This is a genomic window from Alishewanella sp. BS5-314, from assembly GCF_025377695.1.
In the GTDB taxonomy this organism is placed as follows: domain Bacteria; phylum Pseudomonadota; class Gammaproteobacteria; order Enterobacterales; family Alteromonadaceae; genus Alishewanella; species Alishewanella aestuarii.
In genome coordinates this window covers 120,912-138,867 of the sequence record NZ_JACEHJ010000001.1, presented here as the reverse complement: position 1 = coordinate 138,867, position 17,956 = coordinate 120,912, and the positions used below count along the sequence as shown (strand labels likewise).

General features: G+C 50.6%; 23 protein-coding genes. 10 read left to right on the top strand and 13 right to left on the bottom strand.

Annotation, left to right across the window (positions count from 1 at the left end; translation table 11 throughout):
- Positions 1-28: 28 nt before the first annotated feature.
- The 5 genes from prfB (at position 29) to yghX (ending at position 5,252) form a co-directional block, all read left to right on the top strand.
- Positions 29-1,127 (top strand): peptide chain release factor 2 gene (gene prfB, locus H1D31_RS00665; protein WP_162097744.1). Its coding sequence is split into 2 segments (ribosomal slippage): positions 29-103 and positions 105-1,127, totalling 1,098 coding nucleotides; the frame shifts between segments, so codons are not numbered across the junction.
- Between the two features lie 27 nt (positions 1,128-1,154).
- The gene (gene lysS / locus H1D31_RS00660; protein WP_008608940.1) at positions 1,155-2,675 is read left to right on the top strand and encodes a lysine--tRNA ligase; all 1,521 of its coding nucleotides are present in this window, start codon (positions 1,155-1,157) and stop codon (positions 2,673-2,675) included.
- Between the two features lie 176 nt (positions 2,676-2,851).
- Positions 2,852-3,235 (top strand): PA2779 family protein, encoded by a 384-nt coding sequence (locus H1D31_RS00655; protein ID WP_261255163.1) that lies wholly within the window; start codon positions 2,852-2,854, stop codon positions 3,233-3,235.
- Complete coding sequence (locus H1D31_RS00650; protein ID WP_261255162.1) at positions 3,235-4,203, top strand: PA2778 family cysteine peptidase; 969 nt, start codon at positions 3,235-3,237, stop codon at positions 4,201-4,203. The genes H1D31_RS00655 and H1D31_RS00650 overlap by 1 nt, the downstream gene beginning before the upstream one ends.
- A 140-nt stretch (positions 4,204-4,343) precedes the next feature.
- The gene (gene yghX / locus H1D31_RS00645; RefSeq protein WP_261255161.1) at positions 4,344-5,252 is read left to right on the top strand and encodes a YghX family hydrolase; all 909 of its coding nucleotides are present in this window, start codon (positions 4,344-4,346) and stop codon (positions 5,250-5,252) included.
- Positions 5,253-5,948: 696 nt separating this feature from the next.
- Here the strand turns inward: yghX and H1D31_RS00640 are convergent.
- Both H1D31_RS00640 and H1D31_RS00635 read right to left on the bottom strand, forming a co-directional pair.
- Complete coding sequence (locus H1D31_RS00640) at positions 5,949-6,584, bottom strand: NAD(P)H-dependent oxidoreductase (protein ID WP_261255160.1); 636 nt, start codon at positions 6,582-6,584, stop codon at positions 5,949-5,951.
- A 552-nt stretch (positions 6,585-7,136) separates the two neighbouring features.
- Positions 7,137-7,601 carry a CreA family protein gene (locus H1D31_RS00635; protein WP_261255159.1) on the bottom strand — a complete coding sequence of 155 codons (465 nt, stop codon included), beginning with the start codon at positions 7,599-7,601 and terminating at the stop codon, positions 7,137-7,139.
- A 535-nt stretch (positions 7,602-8,136) separates the two neighbouring features.
- Here H1D31_RS00635 and H1D31_RS00630 point away from each other — a divergent pair.
- Positions 8,137-8,814 carry a S41 family peptidase gene (locus H1D31_RS00630; RefSeq protein ID WP_261255158.1) on the top strand — a complete coding sequence of 226 codons (678 nt, stop codon included), beginning with the start codon at positions 8,137-8,139 and terminating at the stop codon, positions 8,812-8,814.
- 142 nt (positions 8,815-8,956) lie between these two features.
- Here the strand turns inward: H1D31_RS00630 and H1D31_RS00625 are convergent, their stop codons facing one another.
- Together H1D31_RS00625 and H1D31_RS00620 are read right to left on the bottom strand one after the other, a co-directional pair.
- Entirely contained in the window at positions 8,957-9,271 is a 315-nt protein-coding gene (locus H1D31_RS00625) for a helix-turn-helix domain-containing protein (protein ID WP_261255157.1), read from the bottom strand.
- Positions 9,258-9,590 (bottom strand): type II toxin-antitoxin system RelE/ParE family toxin, encoded by a 333-nt coding sequence (locus H1D31_RS00620; RefSeq protein ID WP_261255156.1) that lies wholly within the window; start codon positions 9,588-9,590, stop codon positions 9,258-9,260. Before H1D31_RS00620 ends, H1D31_RS00625 begins: the two co-directional genes overlap by 14 nt.
- A 666-nt stretch (positions 9,591-10,256) precedes the next feature.
- On the opposite strand from H1D31_RS00620, the gene H1D31_RS00615 reads away from it, so the two are divergent.
- Positions 10,257-11,084 (top strand): MipA/OmpV family protein, encoded by an 828-nt coding sequence (locus H1D31_RS00615; protein WP_261255155.1) that lies wholly within the window; start codon positions 10,257-10,259, stop codon positions 11,082-11,084.
- Positions 11,085-11,297: 213 nt separating this feature from the next.
- Here the strand turns inward: H1D31_RS00615 and H1D31_RS00610 are convergent, their stop codons facing one another.
- From H1D31_RS00610 to H1D31_RS00595, 4 genes are all read right to left on the bottom strand, one after another.
- Positions 11,298-11,582: a type II toxin-antitoxin system RelE family toxin gene (locus H1D31_RS00610; protein WP_008949998.1), complete on the bottom strand. Its 285-nt coding sequence runs from the start codon at positions 11,580-11,582 to the stop codon at positions 11,298-11,300.
- On the bottom strand, positions 11,572-11,823 hold the full coding sequence (locus H1D31_RS00605; RefSeq protein ID WP_008608928.1) for a type II toxin-antitoxin system Phd/YefM family antitoxin: 252 nt from the start codon (positions 11,821-11,823) through the stop codon (positions 11,572-11,574). Before H1D31_RS00605 ends, H1D31_RS00610 begins: the two co-directional genes overlap by 11 nt.
- 250 nt (positions 11,824-12,073) lie before the next feature.
- Positions 12,074-12,544, bottom strand: a complete 471-nt coding sequence (locus H1D31_RS00600; protein ID WP_261255154.1) for an RES family NAD+ phosphorylase — start codon at positions 12,542-12,544, stop codon at positions 12,074-12,076.
- Positions 12,544-12,996 (bottom strand): antitoxin Xre/MbcA/ParS toxin-binding domain-containing protein, encoded by a 453-nt coding sequence (locus H1D31_RS00595; protein WP_261255153.1) that lies wholly within the window; start codon positions 12,994-12,996, stop codon positions 12,544-12,546. The genes H1D31_RS00600 and H1D31_RS00595 overlap by 1 nt, the downstream gene beginning before the upstream one ends.
- A 161-nt stretch (positions 12,997-13,157) precedes the next feature.
- Between H1D31_RS00595 and H1D31_RS00590 the strand changes: the two genes are divergently transcribed.
- On the top strand, positions 13,158-13,505 hold the full coding sequence (locus H1D31_RS00590) for a PadR family transcriptional regulator (protein WP_008608924.1): 348 nt from the start codon (positions 13,158-13,160) through the stop codon (positions 13,503-13,505).
- Complete coding sequence (locus tag H1D31_RS00585) at positions 13,505-14,452, top strand: HAAS signaling domain-containing protein (protein ID WP_261255152.1); 948 nt, start codon at positions 13,505-13,507, stop codon at positions 14,450-14,452. The genes H1D31_RS00590 and H1D31_RS00585 overlap by 1 nt, the downstream gene beginning before the upstream one ends.
- Before the next feature lie 128 nt (positions 14,453-14,580).
- Here H1D31_RS00585 and H1D31_RS00580 read toward each other — a convergent pair whose 3' ends face one another.
- The 3 genes from H1D31_RS00580 to H1D31_RS00570 all read right to left on the bottom strand — a co-directional run bounded on the left by H1D31_RS00580 (position 14,581) and on the right by H1D31_RS00570 (position 15,549).
- Positions 14,581-14,802, bottom strand: a complete 222-nt coding sequence (locus H1D31_RS00580) for a hypothetical protein (RefSeq protein WP_008949994.1) — start codon at positions 14,800-14,802, stop codon at positions 14,581-14,583.
- 301 nt (positions 14,803-15,103) lie between these two features.
- Entirely contained in the window at positions 15,104-15,316 is a 213-nt protein-coding gene (locus H1D31_RS00575) for a hypothetical protein (protein WP_261255151.1), read from the bottom strand.
- 14 nt (positions 15,317-15,330) lie between these two features.
- Positions 15,331-15,549 (bottom strand): hypothetical protein, encoded by a 219-nt coding sequence (locus tag H1D31_RS00570; RefSeq protein ID WP_008608920.1) that lies wholly within the window; start codon positions 15,547-15,549, stop codon positions 15,331-15,333.
- Between the two features lie 185 nt (positions 15,550-15,734).
- Here H1D31_RS00570 and tadA point away from each other — a divergent pair, with 185 nt between their 5' ends.
- Entirely contained in the window at positions 15,735-16,238 is a 504-nt protein-coding gene (gene tadA / locus H1D31_RS00565; RefSeq protein ID WP_008608919.1) for a tRNA adenosine(34) deaminase TadA, read from the top strand.
- Here tadA and H1D31_RS00560 read toward each other — a convergent pair.
- Both H1D31_RS00560 and mltF read right to left on the bottom strand, forming a co-directional pair.
- Positions 16,195-16,359: a hypothetical protein gene (locus H1D31_RS00560; protein WP_008608916.1), complete on the bottom strand. Its 165-nt coding sequence runs from the start codon at positions 16,357-16,359 to the stop codon at positions 16,195-16,197. The two genes, tadA and H1D31_RS00560, sit on opposite strands and share 44 nt — an antisense overlap.
- A gap of 74 nt (positions 16,360-16,433) precedes the next feature.
- On the bottom strand, positions 16,434-17,864 hold the full coding sequence (mltF, locus tag H1D31_RS00555; protein WP_261255150.1) for a membrane-bound lytic murein transglycosylase MltF: 1,431 nt from the start codon (positions 17,862-17,864) through the stop codon (positions 16,434-16,436).
- Positions 17,865-17,956: the final 92 nt, after the last annotated feature.

Here is a 17,956-nt window from a genome sequence, read left to right as displayed (position 1 = left end):
TTTATCGTCCTACAGGTCGGTTTATCCCATGTTTGAAGTGAATCCGGTATATAACAGCATCAAAGATGTTACTGAACGCACCAATGTGCTTCGGGGGTATCTTTGACTACGATGGCAAAAAAGAACGCTTAGAAGAAGTCTCGCGCGAGTTAGAAGACGCCGCTATCTGGAATACTCCTGACAAAGCCCAGGCGCTGGGTAAAGAGCGCTCGGCGTTGGAGCAGGTGGTGGGCACTATCGACAAGCTGGACCAGGGCCTGGAAGATGTGCAGGGCTTGCTGGAACTGGCGGTCGAAGCCGAAGACGAAGCGACTTTTGAAGAAGCCAAAGCTGAGCTGGCCGATCTGGAGAAACAACTGGCGTTGCTGGAATTCCGCCGCATGTTCTCCGGCAAACATGATCAGAACGACTGTTATCTGGATATTCAGGCTGGCTCCGGTGGTACCGAAGCCCAGGACTGGGCCAGCATGCTGATGCGGATGTATCTGCGTTGGGGTGAAGATAAAGGCTTTAAGCCCGAGCTGTACGAAGTGACCGATGGTGACGTGGCCGGTATTAAAGGCTGTACCATTAAATTTACCGGCGAATACGCCTATGGTTGGCTGCGTACCGAAACCGGCGTACACCGCCTGGTGCGTAAGAGCCCGTTTGACTCCGGTAACCGCCGCCATACGTCTTTTGCCTCGGTGTTTGTGTCGCCGGAAATCGATGACGATATCGAAATCGAAATTAACCCGGCAGACTTACGTATTGATACCTACCGCGCCTCGGGTGCCGGTGGTCAGCATGTTAACCGTACCGATTCAGCGGTACGGATCACCCACTTACCAACCAATATCGTGGTGCAGTGTCAGAATGACCGCTCGCAGCATAAAAACCGCGACAATGCCTATAAGCAACTGCGCGCCAAGCTGTACGAGTTTGAGCTGCAAAAGCAAAATGCCGAAAAGCAGGCACTGGAAGATACCAAGTCGGATATCGGCTGGGGCAGCCAGATCCGCTCTTATGTACTGGACGACTCGCGCATTAAAGACTTGCGTACCGGGGTAGAAACCCGCAATACCCAGTCGGTGCTGGATGGCGATCTGGACAAATTTATTGAAGCCAGCTTAAAAGCCGGTTTGTAATTTTTTAACTCACTCAGGAATCAACAAATGTCTGAACAGCATAACCAACATGAAGAAATTCAGGATGTTAACAAACTGATTGCTGAGCGAAAACATAAGCTGGCGGCGATTCGCGAGCAGGGCATTGCCTTCCCGAATGATTTTCGCCGGGCGCATATCTCTGATGAAATTCATGCCAAGTACGATGCGTTAAGCAAAGAAGAGCTGGAAGCCAACAAGGTAGAAGTCAGCCTGGGCGGCCGGATGATGACCCGCCGTATTATGGGTAAAGCCAGCTTCTGTACGCTGCAGGATATGGGCGGCAAGTTTCAGGTGTATGTGGCACGCGACAGCCTGCCAGAGGGCCTGTATAACGACCAGTTTAAAAAATGGGACCTGGGCGATATCCTCGGTGTAAAAGGTTATTTATTTAAAACCCAAACCGGTGAGCTGACGGTATGGGCGACGGAAATCCGCTTATTAACCAAAGCACTGCGCCCACTGCCAGACAAATTCCACGGTTTAACCGATAACGAAGCGCGTTACCGCCAGCGTTATCTGGATCTGATCTCAAACGAGCAATCTCGCAAAACCTTTTTGGTGCGCAGCAAAACCGTAGCCTATATCCGCCGTTTCTTTAACGAGCATGGCTTTTTAGAAGTCGAAACGCCGATGCTGCAAGCCATTCCGGGCGGTGCCTCGGCACGGCCGTTTGAAACCCACCACAATGCGCTGGATATGCAAATGTTCCTGCGCATTGCCCCAGAGCTGTACTTAAAGCGGCTGGTGGTTGGCGGTTTCGAAAAGGTATTTGAGTTAAACCGTAACTTCCGTAACGAGGGCGTGTCGACCCGGCATAACCCGGAATTCACTATGCTGGAGTTTTACTGGGCCTATGCCGACTATAACGACTTAATGGACTTAACTGAGAAGTTATTCCGTGGTTTAGCGCTGGACGTACTGGGCAGCACTGAAGTGCCATATCAGGGCGAGGTGTTTGACTTCGGTAAGCCGTTTGCGCGGATGTCTGTTACAGAGTCGATCCTGCATTACAACCCGTCAATCACCAAAGAGCAGCTGGCGACCCGCGAGTCGGTGGCTGAGCTGGCAAAATCGCTGGGCATTGAAGTTAAAGCCAACTATGGTCATGGTCGTATTTTGATGGAAGTGTTTGACGAGCTGGTGGAAACCAAGCTGCGGCATCCGACCTTTATCACGGAATACCCGGCTGAGGTATCACCGCTGGCGCGGCGTAACGACGATAACCCGGAGATCACCGACCGCTTTGAGTTCTTTATCGGTGGTCGCGAGCTGGGTAACGGCTTTAGCGAGCTGAACGATGCCGAAGATCAGGCCGAGCGCTTCCGCGAGCAGGTTGCGCAAAAAGACGCCGGTGATGATGAGGCCATGTTCTACGATGAAGACTTTGTTACCGCGCTGGAACACGGTTTACCGCCAACAGCAGGTCAGGGTATCGGTATCGACCGCTTAGTGATGTTGCTAGCCGACGCCGCCTCGATCCGCGATGTGATCCTGTTCCCGCATATGCGTTTACATCACGATAAGTGATCTGACAGCGCGCTACGGCGCGCTAAGGTCTTCGGTAGCGACGCTGCCGAGGACCCTGTTCCTTCCTTGCAGCTTGGTTTTTATTGGTCTAATCTCAGTCAGTTAGCGTTCAGCAGCGCAGTACTATCTTAGTTGTTGCTGTTGCAGATTCTGTTATTAACTACAAGGATACCGAAATGCAAGCTAAGCTAATTACCGCAACTTTACTGGCCGCCAGCCTGACGTTTGGTTTGAGCCAGGCGTCCGCTGGTGTAATCAGCTCTGAGCAGGTTATTGCCAAGCAGCAACACCATTATAATAAGCAGCAGGTACTGTCGTTCCTCGATACGGCCGAAGTGCAGCAAAAGCTGGTGCAGCTGGGTGTTAGCCAGCAGGACGCCGCCCAGCGTATTGCCAATATGACCGATGCGGAACTGGCTGCGCTTAATAGTCAGTTACATGAGATGCCGGCGGGTGGTGTCGTGGGCACTATCGTCACTGTGCTGGTGGTTGTGGCGGTGTTGGACCTAATGGGCATTACTGACGTTTATCCCTTTATTCGTCCTATCAATTCCAACTGATGCTGATCAAGTATGCGACGGCCGGCTTGAAAATCGGCCTGTTGCTAACGCTGTTATTGTTAGTGGCTTGTCAAAGCCCACCGCAAAGCCGGCAACTGTTAGCTGAGCCACCGGCAATCAGCCGCCAGGCCTTGCTGAGCACAGTACCCTTCTATCCACAGCAAGACTATTTTTGTGGCCCAACCACACTCTCGGAAGTGGCTGCCTATTATGGGGTAGAGCACAGCGCCGATAGTATTGCCAGTCTTACCTTTACGCCGGGGCTGCAGGGCAGCCTGCAAATTGAAATGGCCGCTGCCAGCCGCCAGCTGGGCTTTGTGGCTTATGAACAGCGCGGCAGTTTGAGCCAGTTACTACAGCTAATTGATGAAAAAATCCCGGTGATCGTACTGCAAAACAATGGTCTTAGCTGGTTGCCGCAATGGCACTATGCAGTTGTCATTGGCTATGATTTGGATCGGCGCGAGATTATTTTGCATAGCGGTCTCAGCGCCGAGTACCGGCTTCCGCTGGCTACCTTTGAGCGGACCTGGCACAGAGCTAACTATTGGCTACTGGCGATGTTGCCGCCCGGGCGCACCAGCGCACTGCTGGACCCCTTTCTTTATACCCGAGCCTGTCAGGATCTATTGCAAACCCGCCAGACTACAGCCGGCGTAACAGCGCTAATCAGCGCCACCGAACAGTGGCCGGATTACTGGCTACCGTATTTTTTACTCGGTAATCACTTTTTAGCGCAAGCACCGGCCGAGGCCGCCACCTGGTTTGCTCAGGGCCTGCCGCTGGCCAGACAGCAACCGGCCTATTTAAATAATTATGCTTTGGTATTGAGTGAGCTGGGCTGCAAAGCGCAGGCGCTCGAACTGATCAAAGCTGCGCGGCGGCTGGCGCCTGACGATGCCAATATTCAGGATAGTGAGCAACAAATTAGGGCTAGCGTGCCCGCAGTTTGTACTATTACTGATTAAGCTTTGCATCATCGTTTCCGGCTCACCGCTATCGGGCGTAGACAGATGGCGGCTGGTCGCAGCAGAACGCAGCAGATTGAACCGGTATGCTCTAGACTGCGTTAACAGTTACAAAGAAATACGCATCCTAGGAGAGCATTATGCCCCGTTTAACCGCCGCCGACTTTAGCCCGGAATTACTTGAGCTGTATGATTTTTACGTGCATGGCAAATTAAGCCGGCGTGATTTTTTAGAGCGGGCAGCTAAATTTGCCGTCGGTTCAATGACGGCGGTTGCGCTACTGTCCGCGCTAACCCCGAATTATGCACTGGCACAGCAGATCTCTTTTAACGACCCCGCGATTATCGCCAGCTATATTCGTTATCCGTCACCCAATGGACATGGTGAGGTGCGCGCCTACCTGGTGCGGCCAGCCAAGCTGGAACAGCCCGCCAAGCTGGAACAGCCCGCGCCAGCCGTGCTGGTGGTACATGAAAACCGTGGCCTGAACCCTTATATCGAAGATGTGGCACGGCGGGTAGCCAAAGCCGGCTATGTGGCGCTGGCACCGGATGGTTTAAGCTCGGTTGGCGGTTATCCGGGCAATGATGACGAGGGCAGGGCCTTGCAGCGTCAGGTTGATCCACAAAAACTGTTAAACGATTTCTTCGCTGCGCTTGAATTTTTAATGGCCAGCGAGCTGACCACCGATAAAATCGGCATCACCGGCTTTTGTTATGGTGGCGGTGTCTGTAATGCGGCGGCTATTGCGTATCCAGAGCTGGCCTGTGCTGTACCTTTTTATGGCCGGCAGGCAGATCCGGCCGCCGTAGCGCCAATCAAGGCGCCGTTGCAATATCATTTTGCGGAGAACGACCCCAGAGTCAACGAAACCTGGCCGGCGGTAGAAGCAGCACTAAAAGCCGCTAATAAAACCTTCGAAGCCCATTTCTATCCCGGCACTTACCACGGCTTTCATAATGATTCTACACCCCGTTACGATGAAGCCGCTGCCAAACTGGCATGGCAACGCACCCTGGATTGGTTTGCCCGCTATCTAAAAACCTAGCCCAGCACCACGACTCCGGTATGCTTGCCGTACCGGAGTCGCTCCTGCGATAGCGAGAAGAACACCGAGCTCAAAACTACACCGCACCACGACTCCGGTATGCCTGTCGTACCGGAGTCGGTCCTGCGATAGTAAGAAAAACACCAAATTCAAGACTACCCCGCATCACGACTCCGGTATGCCTGTCGTACCGGAGTCGGTCCTGCGATAGTAAGAAAAACACCAAATTCAAGACTACCCCGCATCACGACTCCGGTATGCTTGCCGTACCGGAGTCGGTCCTGCGATAGTGAGAAGAACACCGAGCTCAAGACTACACCGCACCACGACTCCGGTATGCCTGTCGTACCGGAGTCGCTCCTGCGATAGTGAGAAAAACACCAAACTCAAGACTACACCGCATCACGACTCCGGTATGCCTGTCGTACCGGAGTCGGTCCTGCGATAGTGAGAAGAACACCGAGCTCAAGACTACACCGCATCACGACTCCGGTATGCTTGCCGTACCGGAGTCGCTCCTGCGATAGTGAGAAAAACACCAAACTCAAGACTACACCGCATCACGACTCCGGTATGCCTGTCGTACCGGAGTCGGTCCTGCGATAGTGAGAAGAACACCGAGCTCAAGACTACACCGCATCACGACTCCGGTATGCTTGCCGTACCGGAGTCGATCCTGCGATAGCGATAGATAAATTAACGGTAGGAAACAAACTCGTCTTTCGCGCGACGCACCTTTTTCAGGTTAACCAGCCAGTCACCCTCGGCGGCGCGATAACCCAGCGGTAATAACAGCACCGATTTTAAACCTGAGGCTGCCAAGCCAAGGATCTGGTCCACTTTTTCCGGTTCAAAGCCTTCCATCGGTGTCGCATCGACTTGCTGCTCTGCCGCAGCAAGCAGCGCTGAACCCAGGCCAATATAGGCCTGACGGGCAGCATGCTCAAAATTTTGCTCTGCCGGACGCTGCGGATAGTACGCCAGCAGTTTCTGCCGGTAGGCTTCCCAGCCTTCGTTTTTAAAGCCACGTTGTTCGTTAACCAGATCAAACATCATATTGATCCGTTCAGCGGTATAGTTATCCCAGGCGGCAAACACCAACAAATGCGAGCAATCGGTTACCTGTGACTGATCCCAGGCCACCGCACGGATTTGCTGTTTGATCGCCGGATCCGTTATCACTAACACCTGATAGGGCTGTAAGCCGCTGGAGCTGGCGCTAAGACGAATCGCCTCCAGAATAGTCTCCAGTTTATCTGCCGGCACTCGCTCGGCCGCATTCATTTTCTTAGTGGCATAGCGCCAGTTTAATAACTCAACAATATTTGACATGGTATCTCCGTGATAGCTTACGCAGTTTGGCTGAAATTGGTACAGCGCTGTTCGCTTTCAAGGTGAAAGCCAAAAGATTTTTGCCGCCAATATCACCACAACTCCGCTACGCTTGCCGCACCTGAGTCGATCCTGCGCTAACGAGAACAACACCAAACTCAAGGCTACACCGCACCACGACTCCGGTATGCCTGTCGTACCGGAGTCGGTCCTGCGATAGCGAGGAAAACACCAAACCCAAGGCTACACCGCATCACGACTCCGGTATGCTTGCCGTACCGGAGTCGGTCCTGCGATAGCGAGCAAAACACCAAACGCAAGGCTACACCGCATCACAACTCCGGTATGCTTGCCGTACCGGAGTCGATCCTGCGATAGCGAGAAGAACACCGAACTCAAGACTACACCGCACCGCGACTCGGTATGCTTGCCGTACCGGAGTCGATCCTGCGCTAGCGAGAAAAACACCAAACGCAAGGCTACACCGCACCACGACTCCGGTATGCTTGTCGTACCGGAGTCGATCCTGCGAGAGTGACAGGAACACCGAGCTTAACGGGCAACACCCGGAGCGGTATAAGCCTCGGTCCCCCACAGTGGTACCGTTGACAGGCCATGCTTAAAGCTACCCGAGGTTTCCTTGGTTGAGTAAGACAGATACATCAGGGTTTGATTCTGCGCATCGTAGATGCGGCGGATTTTCATGCTTTTAAAAAAGATACTCTTCGATTTACTAAACAGTACTTCACCGTTTTTGCTTTTATCGATTTTAGCAATCATCTCAGCGGTAATAGGCCCGGTTTGCCGGCAAGAGATAGCGCTATCCGAAGGATCCGAAAAATCCAGATTAGCCTCAATACTGGATACGTGGCAGGTTACGCCGCTAACGATAGGATCAGTAAAAGCATCCAGTTTGATATCTTTAGTAGTAAAGAGCCCCAACGACACATCTCCCACTTCATTTCTATTGCAGCCGGTAAGTGTTAGTAGCAATAAAACGCAACCTAGTATGCGCATTCCAGACTCCTTAGTGTGATTTGCTGGCCGCTGCCAGCCCAGTGGTTAGTGGCAATAATAGCGCAATTGGTGGTTTTGCAGCAGACCGCAGTTTAAAGCAGGTAAAAAACTACTGAATTTGCTTTGGATAGCGTGTCTGGACGCGTCGTTTAAATTTAACAACGCATTAAATAAAGACGAGGGACCTTTTATGGTTTAACTTATCAGTTTTTAATTAAATACTGATTTTGAGACAACAGTGCGACTGCTATTGGTTTGTTGTTATTTGTTCACTTCACTTACATTGGCCGCTGTTGAGCGGGGTTCAAGCCTTGACGTTACCCTGCAATTGGCAAAGCAGCATGGCTACTATGCTGATCGGGTTGACTGGCCACAGATTGAAACTAAAGCTAAGCTGCTATTAACAAGTCGGGGAGAGCCGGCGGCGATCCGCTTTGTCCTTGAAGCGTTGGGTGACAGACATTCCAGCTATATACCGCCAACAGGTGAAACTGCGGACACCGTAAAAAATTCGAACCAGAAATCAGAGAAGCTATTGTCTGAGACCAGGACGCCCGTCGCTGGCATTCCAGTCATCCGGATCCTCGCCTGGTCGGGCACTTCGCAGCAGGCTATGGCGGTAACCCGGTCACTGAGGGAGCAATTAAACAGTGTATTATCGGTACCGCGTTGCGGCATTATTCTGGATTTTTCAAATAATCGAGGCGGTAATATGTGGCCGACCCTCGTTGGTCTGAGCCCGCTGTTAACGGAGGGCTTACTGGGCTCCTTTAAGAGCGCACAAGATGAAGCCCGGTTAATTGAAAAGTGGCAGAACAAGATTTTCTACCGTGGTGAAAGTCATAACCTTAACAGTGCGATAACGGAGCAACCGACGTATCCAGCTCGGCGCATCGCCATCATTGTGGGGCCTTTTAGTGCCAGTTCGGGTGAGATTGTTCCTATTCTGTTACAAGGTCAGCAGAATGTGCGGGTATTTGGTCAGCCCACTGCGGGTCTGGCCACAGCAAATACGTCCTTTTCTTTGCCGAACGGCGGTTCGGTCAATATTACTACAGCACTTACCGTCGATAGGCATGGTGAGATAGTTGAGACTCGCCTTATGCCAGACGAGGAAACCTTAAGGCCATTGGAAACTGCAGCAAATTGGGTGATGCGGCAATGCCAGAGTGGGGGAGCGCTTAATACACATCTGCCTTTTGGGGGGGAGTGAGGCTTGGTATAGGCTTGGTCGTACAGAGAGTCGCGATTTTTTTGGTATGTGCCAATTGCAGACGTTTCACTACGTTGGCATAAAGGTCAGCTTTTAGTTATCAGCAGGAGCCCAAGCCCGTAGTAGCGACAACAGCCGTTTGTTATAGCTCGGCTATGTAAGACAGCGTTTCAGGATGACGCTGTACTAACTTTAAAAGGGTAACAGCTTGACCATTTGGCACACTACGACCTTGTTCCCAGTTTTCTAATGTGCGTGAAGACGTATGAAGTAACCTTGCGAAGACGCCACGGGACATATTAAACTGCTCTCGAATGCTCACGATTTCATCTGGTGAGATATTCAATTCACCCGTATCATTCACATGATGTGTTTTTAGGGTCAGCTTACCTTCTGAATGCTGTTTAGCCTCAACAAGAGCTGAGCTCAACTCTGCAAATAAATTACGAGTGCTCATTGCGCCACGCCTCCATAAAAGCCATTAATTGTTTTCTTTGAATTGCATTTAAATCGGACATTTCATTTTTGCCGTAAATGGTTAGCAAATAGAAACGCCTTTTTTCATCGAGAAAGTAATAGATAATCCGTGAACCACCACGTTTTCCTTTACCTTTGCTGGCAACTCGAATTTTGCGTAAACCGCCAGTACCTTGAATCACATCACCCAAGTGAGGGTTTAACATTAATTCAGCTTGAAAGAGTCTGTACTCATCATCACTGAGGTATTCATCTCGGTGCTTTTGAAAAATTGTTGATTCGACAAATACACTTTTCATAGAGAAAGTGTACGCAAATAACGTATAGATAACAAGAATTAGTTCTACTGTTCCCGGCACTAGCATCTAAATCAGGATTAGAAAAAACCAGAAATATGTCCAGTTATCCTGTAAAACGCAGACTTCCGTATGTAAATTCTGTTGCGGGGGCAATTTCCGCTCCAAACTCAAAGCGGCGTTTCTCCGCCACAAGCTAGGCTCCACATCAACGAAAAGTGCCAACTCTACTATCGCAGGTTGCGACTCCGGTACGGCAAGCATACCGGAGTCGAGATCAGGCTCAATCTGCGCGGCTTGGTTTATTGCTCAAAGCCCGTCATTTCCTGCTACAGACCTGGCACGATATCAACTAAAGATGCATATCCCACTAACGCAGATGGCGACTCCGGTACGGCAAGCATACCGGAGTCGAAGTCAGGCTAAATCTTCGAGGGCTTGGTTTATTGCTCAGAGCCCGTCATTTTCTGCAGCAAACCTGGCATGGCATATACTAAAGGTGCTTATCCCGATATCGCCGATGGCGATTCCGGTACGACAGGCATGCCGGCGTCGATACCAGAACCACGCTAAAAACATGACAAACAGTGATCTTTACGCAACAAAACCCGTAAACGCTAACGTATAGATAAGTTGGCATTTTGCTAAATTGGCATAGGAAAGCATTTTATGAAGAAATTCCTAGTGTTGTGTACTGCCCTTGTTATGCATAGCCTGCTGTTGCCAGCAGCGAGCGCACAAGAAACAAAAACCGCTTTGGTGCCTTTGCCATCTATTGATGATTTTAGTCGGGGTAAAGATGGCTGGAGTTTCGCGTTAGGTGCGGGTATTGAATACGAAACCGCCTACGAAGGCTCGGACGAATTTGGTTTGGAGCTTGAACCGGCAGGGGGCTTGCAATGGCGGCGCGGTAATGATGTGTTCTTTTGGGTCGGTGAAGCCATAGGGTGGCGTGGGTTACGTGCGGATACCTGGTTGTTTGAAGCCCTTATTGGCTTTGACGAAGGTCGTGCAGAGAGTGATTCAAAAAAAGGTTATCTGGATGGGCTCGGTGACAGTGATGAGGGCTTTGAATTAGTGCTGCAAACCCGTCGCGCCTTTGATACAGATTGGCGCTATTGGCTGGTTGGCCGGCTTGTCACCGGCGGTGATGGTAACCTGGGTTTGTTTGGTGTGGGTCGCCGCTTTGGCGAGAAGTTTGATGGCTCGGGCTCAGAGGTGAATATTGTTGCAGTATTTCACGATAGTAAATATGCCAATAAAGATTTCGGCATCACCGCTGAGCAGTCGGCGGCATCAGGTTTAGCCGCAACCAATATGAGCGGCGGTTATCGCTCTGTCGGTATCAATTACAATTATCGTCACTACATAAACAATAACTGGCAGATTTATGGTGAGGCACTGTATGAGCATTTTAGCAGCGCTGTTCGCAAAAGCCCGATTGCCCGTGGTGACTTTGAAGCAGAGGTTGGCATCGGCTTTATCTATGTGTTTTAAGCGCTAAAGCTAACAGTGCGCGAGAAAGCCCGCAGCTCCAGCATTTGGCCGTTGGAAAATAGGGCATTGCCGGATCCCGGCGTCCGCAAGCTGTGTGTTTGCTACCCAAACTGAATGTCCGCAACTAAATCAATGCGGGCATTCGGTTTATTTAAAATAATGAGTTCAAACGGTGTCTGTTGCAATTGTTTGTAGTGCTTGCTCTATTAGATCTTAGGTTCGCTTTTTGAGAGACGAATAAACCTTACCCTTTTCCCGCTTACCTACGGCAATTACATATACGAACAGTTCATCGTCAACAACCTCATAGGCTAATCGATATCCAGCAGAGCGAAGTTTAATTTTGTACACTGATTCATAGCCACTTAACTTATCAGCAGGTACTCTGGGATTTTCTAATCGCTCCGCCAGTTTTTTCTTGAATTGACTCTTGATCGGGGCACCAAGCTTTTCCCATTCCTTAAGCGCTGCCGGAAGAAATCGCAGCTTATAAGTCATCCAACGACACCGTTATAGCTTTATCCTTGTCACCACGACGTTCCTCAACAAGCCGCGCCAATTCATAGTCTTCGAGCATATCCATCAGAGCCTCGTAGGTCTCTGCTGGAATCAGGTAGGCTGCAGGTTTATTGTGGTTTAGCACCGCTATCGGTGAACCACTTGCCTGAGCGAGCAAGGCTGAGGGGTTTTTCTTTAATTCTGAAATGCTTACAGAAAAGTCCGCTAATACCTGACGCATGAAAACCTCTATTTTGACCTTAATTATGGTCTTATATTAGCTCGTTTTTCTATTGGTTGCTACGAAGTTTTAGGTATGACAGTTATATATTGTGTTGAATTCCTGCTTCACGCTCAAAGCAGCCTTTCGTCGCAACATGATAGAGCGACATCAACTAAAGGTGCTTATCCCACTATCGCAGATGGCGACTCCGGTACGGCAAGCATACCGGAGTCGGGGCCGGGAGCTGCATTGGATTTGGCGTATTAAGTTATCTGAAGATCCGTGAATCAAAACTAAATTCGAGTTTTTCGGCTTTGGCGAGGATAGCAGGTAGCAGCGGGTGCTGCGGATTAATCAGGTAGTTACGGTCTCGCGGCGAAATGCTTGAGGGTACCTGGAGTGCGGCGAACTCGGGGTTTTCGGCGTTAAGAAATTGATCGCCAATCAGTTGTGTCTGTTCCGGCGCGGGTATTGCCCGCCAGTTAGCTGGTAGAACTGAATTGTCCAACGGGATAATCAGCTCGTCGGGTAACTCAATGCGGTAAAGATCGTATTGGTGAATCACCTCGGGGGCGTGATTAAGGTGTACAAAAACTTCCAGGATACAAAGCGATTCGGATGCAGCGAAATACAGCGCCGCTGTGCCTTTTGAGTTCCAGCGCCCGCCATATAACTTTGCGCCTTGCGGATTGAAGGGCGCCTCGGCGAACTTTTTTTGGGTCAGCCGGTACAGTTGCATCAAGAAAACACGCCGTGTTCGAGCCGGCCGATTAACTCTTTAACCGTTTCAAAATCGACAGTGGTCGCAATCATATCTAATGGCCGCTTGCCATTCAGGCCATACACACTTTCACGCAACCAGGTCAGAGCGCGTTGTTCATTGCCAAAAAGCTCGGTCGCTAGTTTGACCAGCAATGCCAGGCGGTACATCACATCACTTTCCTGAGTGTTGAAACGTTCTCCATTTTTCAGGCGGCGCTTAATGGTGCTGATTGGGATCAAGGTCACATGGTGAAACTCGGTTTGTGACAACCGGGCTTTCGCCAGAATATTCCGATAGACCTCTGGTTTAAAGCCTTGATGAATAGCGGCATTTTTTGACGTTACCTCATCTTCTATACCAAGGCCATACCAATAATTCGGTTGGTATAGCGGCGAGGGTTTAAAGCTTTTCACTGCGCTGACAGTCATCACTGAGCCCTTTTTGGTTCATATGGCCTATTAAAAATAGCCCATATGAGCCAGTGGTGCAATTTTTTATTATTATCCCCCCTTGCTTTTATACTGTGCGCCACCTAGTATAAGTAGCTGTGTGGCGCACAGTATGTGCTGCACAGTATCAGGAGCAAAAGATGACGCAATCGCAACTGGACAAAATTCGGCTGGAACTGCGCCGCGGGGTGCTGGTTTTGGCGGTGCTGGCGTCGTTGAAAGAAGCGCATTATGGCTATTCGCTGCGCAAGCAACTTAACGACAACGGTATTGAGATTGATGAAGGCACCCTGTATCCACTGATCCGCCGTTTGGCAGAGCAGGGGTTACTCGACAGTGAATGGCAGCAAGGCGAAGGGCGGGAGCGGCGTTATTACCAGCTGTCTGCCAGCGGCCACAGCTTGCTTGGGCAGTTAACCGATGAATGGCAACAGCTTAATGGCGCCCTGAGTAACTTACTGGGTGTAAAGCCAGAGGAGACAGCATAATGGATTTAGTCACACGTTATATTGCTGCGGTGCAGCGCGAGTTACCCGAGGATAAACGCGATGAAATTGGCCGTGAACTGAATGCCAATATCCGGGATCAGTTGGATGCGCTGACGGAGCAAAAAGGTGAGCTTAGCGACGACGACAGTGCTGCCGTGCTGCTACAAATGGGGCATCCACGCGATGTAGCCCAGCAATTTGTGCCGCCGCAGCCATTAATTAGCCTAAGCTATATGCCGGTGTACCGCTATACCCTGTATATGGTGCTGGGGATTTTGTTTGTCCTGCAAATTATCGCCAGTACCAGTGCCTGGTTGCATAGTCAGTTTGGTTTATTGCTGTATCTGAAAAGCGTTGCCAGTGGCTTTATCGGCGATGCCTGTCTGGCATTTACTGCGATTACGGTGACTTATATGTTGTTATCGCGGGAGCCGGCTGCAGCAGCTAAAGCCACACCGAACTGGCATCCGCGGCAGTTACCGGCAGTGGAGCCGGGCTGGCAGACGATTTCGCTGCAGAATATTTTTACCGATCTTGGCACCTATGCCTTTTTATTGGTGCTGATCTGGTATCCGCTTTGGTTTACCCCAGAGCAGCTGGAAGCGCAGCGTATTAGTCTGGCTGAACCGGCACGGCAGTTTCTCACCTGGTGTACACCGGTGTTGCTGGCCGGGATAGTGCTGAATATTGGACAGCTGAAACAACGCTTCTGGAGTCGCCCGCTGTTAATCGCGAATGTGATGCTAAATAGTGCGCTGGTGCTGATCTTGCTGTATTTGGCTGTGAATGGGCCGCTGTTGGACATTAAAGTAGAAGTATGGCCCTATGCCTTTGACTGGACTTCACTGCAGCGCTCTATAGTAGCGGCCTTATTAATTACCGCCTGCTTTCCGGCTTACGAGCTGGGCCGTGATCTGCTGCGCTTAAAGCGTTTAAAGGCGGCCTGAGCAGCTTTAAGCCAGGCTAGAAATGCCAGAGGCTGAACTATCGCTCAGCCTCTGAATTCAGTGTCGTGCTGTGGTAAAGACTTTACTGGCACGTTTTATAGCGATACCCGCACTTGCCAGCTAACTGCTCAGTACTGCCGGCTGCGCTTATTATCGCGCACCAGCCACCAGATCAGATAACCCAGGATCACTAGGGGTAATACTGTGAATAACAAGGTCAGGCCGATGCCAATAACCGCGCCGACCAGACCAATTAATAAGCCAAAGATAGTCGCGGCAATGGCGATTAAGCTTGGTAAGCAGTAAATACCGACAGCGACTAATAAAATAATAACGATTGTTCTGTTCATACTAAGATCCTTTTGTTCGAGCTATTGATTCAGGTTAGCTTAAGGTAATCAAACAGCATGCCAAAAATATAGTTGTTTAATATCAATACCTTAATCTGGTTCGTCTGTCGCTGCAGCGGTTTGCGACCACCGGGCTTAGTGAAATTAACCAATTAGTGGTGAAAATCTTTATCAGAGTAGAATGTGAGCTAGCGGTAGGGCCAGCGCCTGTGTTGGTGGCGGCGGTAGGTCTGGCTTGTTACAGCAAAAATAAAAACGGGCAGCAGTAAGCGGCCCGTTCCGGAGGTTATAGTAGGTGCTATCAGAGTCTGTTGATCTGCTCTTTTAGCTGATAGGACTTGTCGGTAACAATACTTTCCAGGGTGCCCACCCGCTCCTTAAGTTTGGCAATTTCTGCCTGTAAGGCTTCGATATCCGCCTTGCCGGCTTTGCCTTTGGTTTTCATATGCGTTTCGTAGGCTGCGTAGCCCAGACCACCAATAATGGCAATAGCCGCAATTTCAAATGGACCCATCTCTGCTTTACCTCTTATAACCGGTTAATTTCTTCTTTTAACTGATATTTTTTATCTGTCACTATGCTTTCCAGTGTCGCCAGGCGCTCTTTTACTGCCAGCAGTTCCTGCTGCAGTTCATCAAAGCCTTTACCCGATGCCAGGTGCCGGTATTTATAGCGCATTTTCAGCGCATCATAGGCCACGCCACCGACGATTGCCACTACCACTATTACTACCACGCCAATATCCATTGTTATCTCCTTGCTGTTTTTTTGTAAGTAAAAGCAAGCACAATGCCATTATTGTAAGTTATTGATTAAAAGCAAATTGATTTAAAGGTGCGGCCTGTACTTAGCGTAAAATGCAAATATTTAGTCAGCTTTAACATAGTCTAGTGGTAAAATTGGCCAAAGAAAGTGAATTTTTGTAAGGCTTTATGACTGACGAACAGTGGATGCGCCATGCCATGATGCTGGCACAGCGGGCGGAACAGCTGGGCGAGGTGCCAGTCGGGGCGGTATTGGTTAAAGATCAGCAGATCGTTGCTGAAGGCTGGAACCAGATGATTAGTCTGAATGATCCCTCGGCGCACGCTGAAATGCAGGCGGTACGTCAGGCTGGCCAGGTACTGGACAACTATCGGCTGCTCGATTGTACGCTCTATGTTACGCTGGAACCTTGCACTATGTGTGCCGGAGTACTGGTACACAGCCGGATCAAACGTCTGGTCTACGGGGCGGCTGATTATAAAACCGGTGCCGCAGGCTCGGTGCTCGATTTAGTGCGCTACCCGCAGTTTAATCATCAGTTAGAGGTAACGGCCGGGGTGCTGGCTGAGGAATGTGCCGCCATGTTGTCTGCGTTTTTTCAACGCCGGCGGGCCGAGAAAAAACAGCTTAAACAGCAGGCGCTTCAACCAGATGTTGAAAGTAAGCAATAAAACTGCGGCGGCGGTGATGTACCTTTTTAATTTGCAGATTGCGCTTGATCCGGCGGCGGCTGGATGCCACATCCAGTAAGCGACGGCGACGTTTTAGCGCCGGCTTTTTCTTTTTTAGCATAGACTTATCCCGTTCTTTACACTGTTGTGAATAATATGGGCAGGGCTGGCGGGCTGCAAGCACCTCAGATGAATTTATTGTGACAGGGGCGGCGCCTCGGCAACTTGCTCACTCTGTTCGACCAGTCGTTGCCGCTGTTGTTCCTGACGCTGCTCTAATTGTTGCCGCTCATCTACGCCCACCAGCGTATCGTAATAGCGGCGGATATTTTCAACATAGAGTGCGGCTTCGTCACCGCGCGCAAAACCAAAGCGGGTATGTTGGTACACCGATTTTTGCCGTAGTAACGGCAAGCGCTGTTTTACTTCCAGCCATTTATCCGGATCGGCGCCATCACGCTGCGTCAGGCGCCGGGCATCTTCCAGATGACCCCAGCCAATATTGTACGACGCCAGCGCAAACCACAGCCGGTCTGGCATCGGGATCCGCTCCGGGATCCGGTTTAGCAGCAGCTGCAGATAACGGCTACCCCCGGCAATACTCTCTTCGGCATCCAACCGGCTTTGTACTCCCATTTGCCGCGCAGTGGGCATGGTTAGCATCATCATGCCGCGCACCCCGGTAGGGCTGCGGGCTTTCGGATTCCAGTGCGATTCCTGGTAACTCAGCGCCGCTAACAGGCGCCAGTCGAGGTCGCCGGCATATTCGATAAACCAGTGCCGGAATGCCGGCAGGGTGTCCTCGATAGCCCGGATAAAGCGGATGGTATCGACATAGTCAAACAGCTCAACATGACCAAAATAGCGATCTTCCAGCGTAACCAAATCGCCATTTTGATAAACATGGCCAAAATACTCGATCAGTACACTAAACAGGCTATCGTCCTGATTTTTGGGTAGCAGCCAACCTACCGGCAGATTTTCACTGACTGTCAGGCCGATATTCAGTTGCGGGAATAGCCGGCGGTTTACCGCCAACTGGTTAGAGTCGGTCAGGGTATAGCGGATGCTGCCATCGACCACTTTTTGCAGCAGCTCATCGGCGTCCAGATCGGCCGATTCCTGAAAGCGGATCGCCGGCTCCTCCGCTGCCAGACGGCGCAGCGTTTCGGCATGGCTACTAAAGGCCGAGACGATTACCGGCTCATCCAGTTCGGCCAGTTGCTGTGGCCAGCTGTTGCCCTGGCGAAAAACTAATAATTCGTCAATCCAGCGGTAGGCCGGCGCGGCCCGGAATTTCGCGGTGCGCTCCGGTGTCAGCGTTAAACCACCGGCAATAAAATCCACCTGGCCGTTTTTCAGCTTGCGCTGTAAATCTTCCAAATCGAAGCTGGGAAACAGTTGTAATTCGACGCCAAGACGATCGGCCAGGCCCTTAGCCAATTCATATTCAAAGCCAGTCGGACCATCGACGCCAATATAGTAACTGGTCGGGCCATGCAGGATGCCGACGCGGATCTGACCGCGCTGATAAATGTCAGTAAGCTGATTTGTTTGTTCTGGCAATGGCTTAGAGCATGCCAGTAACAGCAAGCTCAGACAAAGCACAGACCATAATCGCAGCATAATCAGTTCCGGTTGAGACGACTTTGCGATGTTACCGCAAACTTCTTAGTCGCAGCCAGACTTTTCACATATCACTTAGCGCGAATTTTCTT

Bases quoted from the DNA above. Each gene is read 5' to 3' on its own strand.
- lysS (WP_008608940.1), top strand. From the start codon at position 1,155: ATGTCTGAACAGCATAACCAACATGAAGAAATTCAGGATGTTAACAAA.
- H1D31_RS00655 (WP_261255163.1), top strand. From the start codon at position 2,852: ATGCAAGCTAAGCTAATTACCGCAACTTTACTGGCCGCCAGCCTGACG.
- H1D31_RS00650 (WP_261255162.1), top strand. From the start codon at position 3,235: ATGCTGATCAAGTATGCGACGGCCGGCTTGAAAATCGGCCTGTTGCTA.
- yghX (WP_261255161.1), top strand. From the start codon at position 4,344: ATGCCCCGTTTAACCGCCGCCGACTTTAGCCCGGAATTACTTGAGCTG.
- H1D31_RS00640 (WP_261255160.1), bottom strand. From the start codon at position 6,584: ATGTCAAATATTGTTGAGTTATTAAACTGGCGCTATGCCACTAAGAAA.
- H1D31_RS00635 (WP_261255159.1), bottom strand. From the start codon at position 7,601: ATGCGCATACTAGGTTGCGTTTTATTGCTACTAACACTTACCGGCTGC.
- H1D31_RS00625 (WP_261255157.1), bottom strand. From the start codon at position 9,271: ATGAGCACTCGTAATTTATTTGCAGAGTTGAGCTCAGCTCTTGTTGAG.
- H1D31_RS00620 (WP_261255156.1), bottom strand. From the start codon at position 9,590: ATGAAAAGTGTATTTGTCGAATCAACAATTTTTCAAAAGCACCGAGAT.
- H1D31_RS00615 (WP_261255155.1), top strand. From the start codon at position 10,257: ATGAAGAAATTCCTAGTGTTGTGTACTGCCCTTGTTATGCATAGCCTG.
- H1D31_RS00610 (WP_008949998.1), bottom strand. From the start codon at position 11,582: ATGACTTATAAGCTGCGATTTCTTCCGGCAGCGCTTAAGGAATGGGAA.
- H1D31_RS00605 (WP_008608928.1), bottom strand. From the start codon at position 11,823: ATGCGTCAGGTATTAGCGGACTTTTCTGTAAGCATTTCAGAATTAAAG.
- H1D31_RS00600 (WP_261255154.1), bottom strand. From the start codon at position 12,544: ATGCAACTGTACCGGCTGACCCAAAAAAAGTTCGCCGAGGCGCCCTTC.
- H1D31_RS00595 (WP_261255153.1), bottom strand. From the start codon at position 12,996: ATGACTGTCAGCGCAGTGAAAAGCTTTAAACCCTCGCCGCTATACCAA.
- H1D31_RS00590 (WP_008608924.1), top strand. From the start codon at position 13,158: ATGACGCAATCGCAACTGGACAAAATTCGGCTGGAACTGCGCCGCGGG.
- H1D31_RS00585 (WP_261255152.1), top strand. From the start codon at position 13,505: ATGGATTTAGTCACACGTTATATTGCTGCGGTGCAGCGCGAGTTACCC.
- H1D31_RS00580 (WP_008949994.1), bottom strand. From the start codon at position 14,802: ATGAACAGAACAATCGTTATTATTTTATTAGTCGCTGTCGGTATTTAC.
- H1D31_RS00575 (WP_261255151.1), bottom strand. From the start codon at position 15,316: ATGGGTCCATTTGAAATTGCGGCTATTGCCATTATTGGTGGTCTGGGC.
- H1D31_RS00570 (WP_008608920.1), bottom strand. From the start codon at position 15,549: ATGGATATTGGCGTGGTAGTAATAGTGGTAGTGGCAATCGTCGGTGGC.
- tadA (WP_008608919.1), top strand. From the start codon at position 15,735: ATGACTGACGAACAGTGGATGCGCCATGCCATGATGCTGGCACAGCGG.
- H1D31_RS00560 (WP_008608916.1), bottom strand. From the start codon at position 16,359: ATGCTAAAAAAGAAAAAGCCGGCGCTAAAACGTCGCCGTCGCTTACTG.
- mltF (WP_261255150.1), bottom strand. From the start codon at position 17,864: ATGCTGCGATTATGGTCTGTGCTTTGTCTGAGCTTGCTGTTACTGGCA.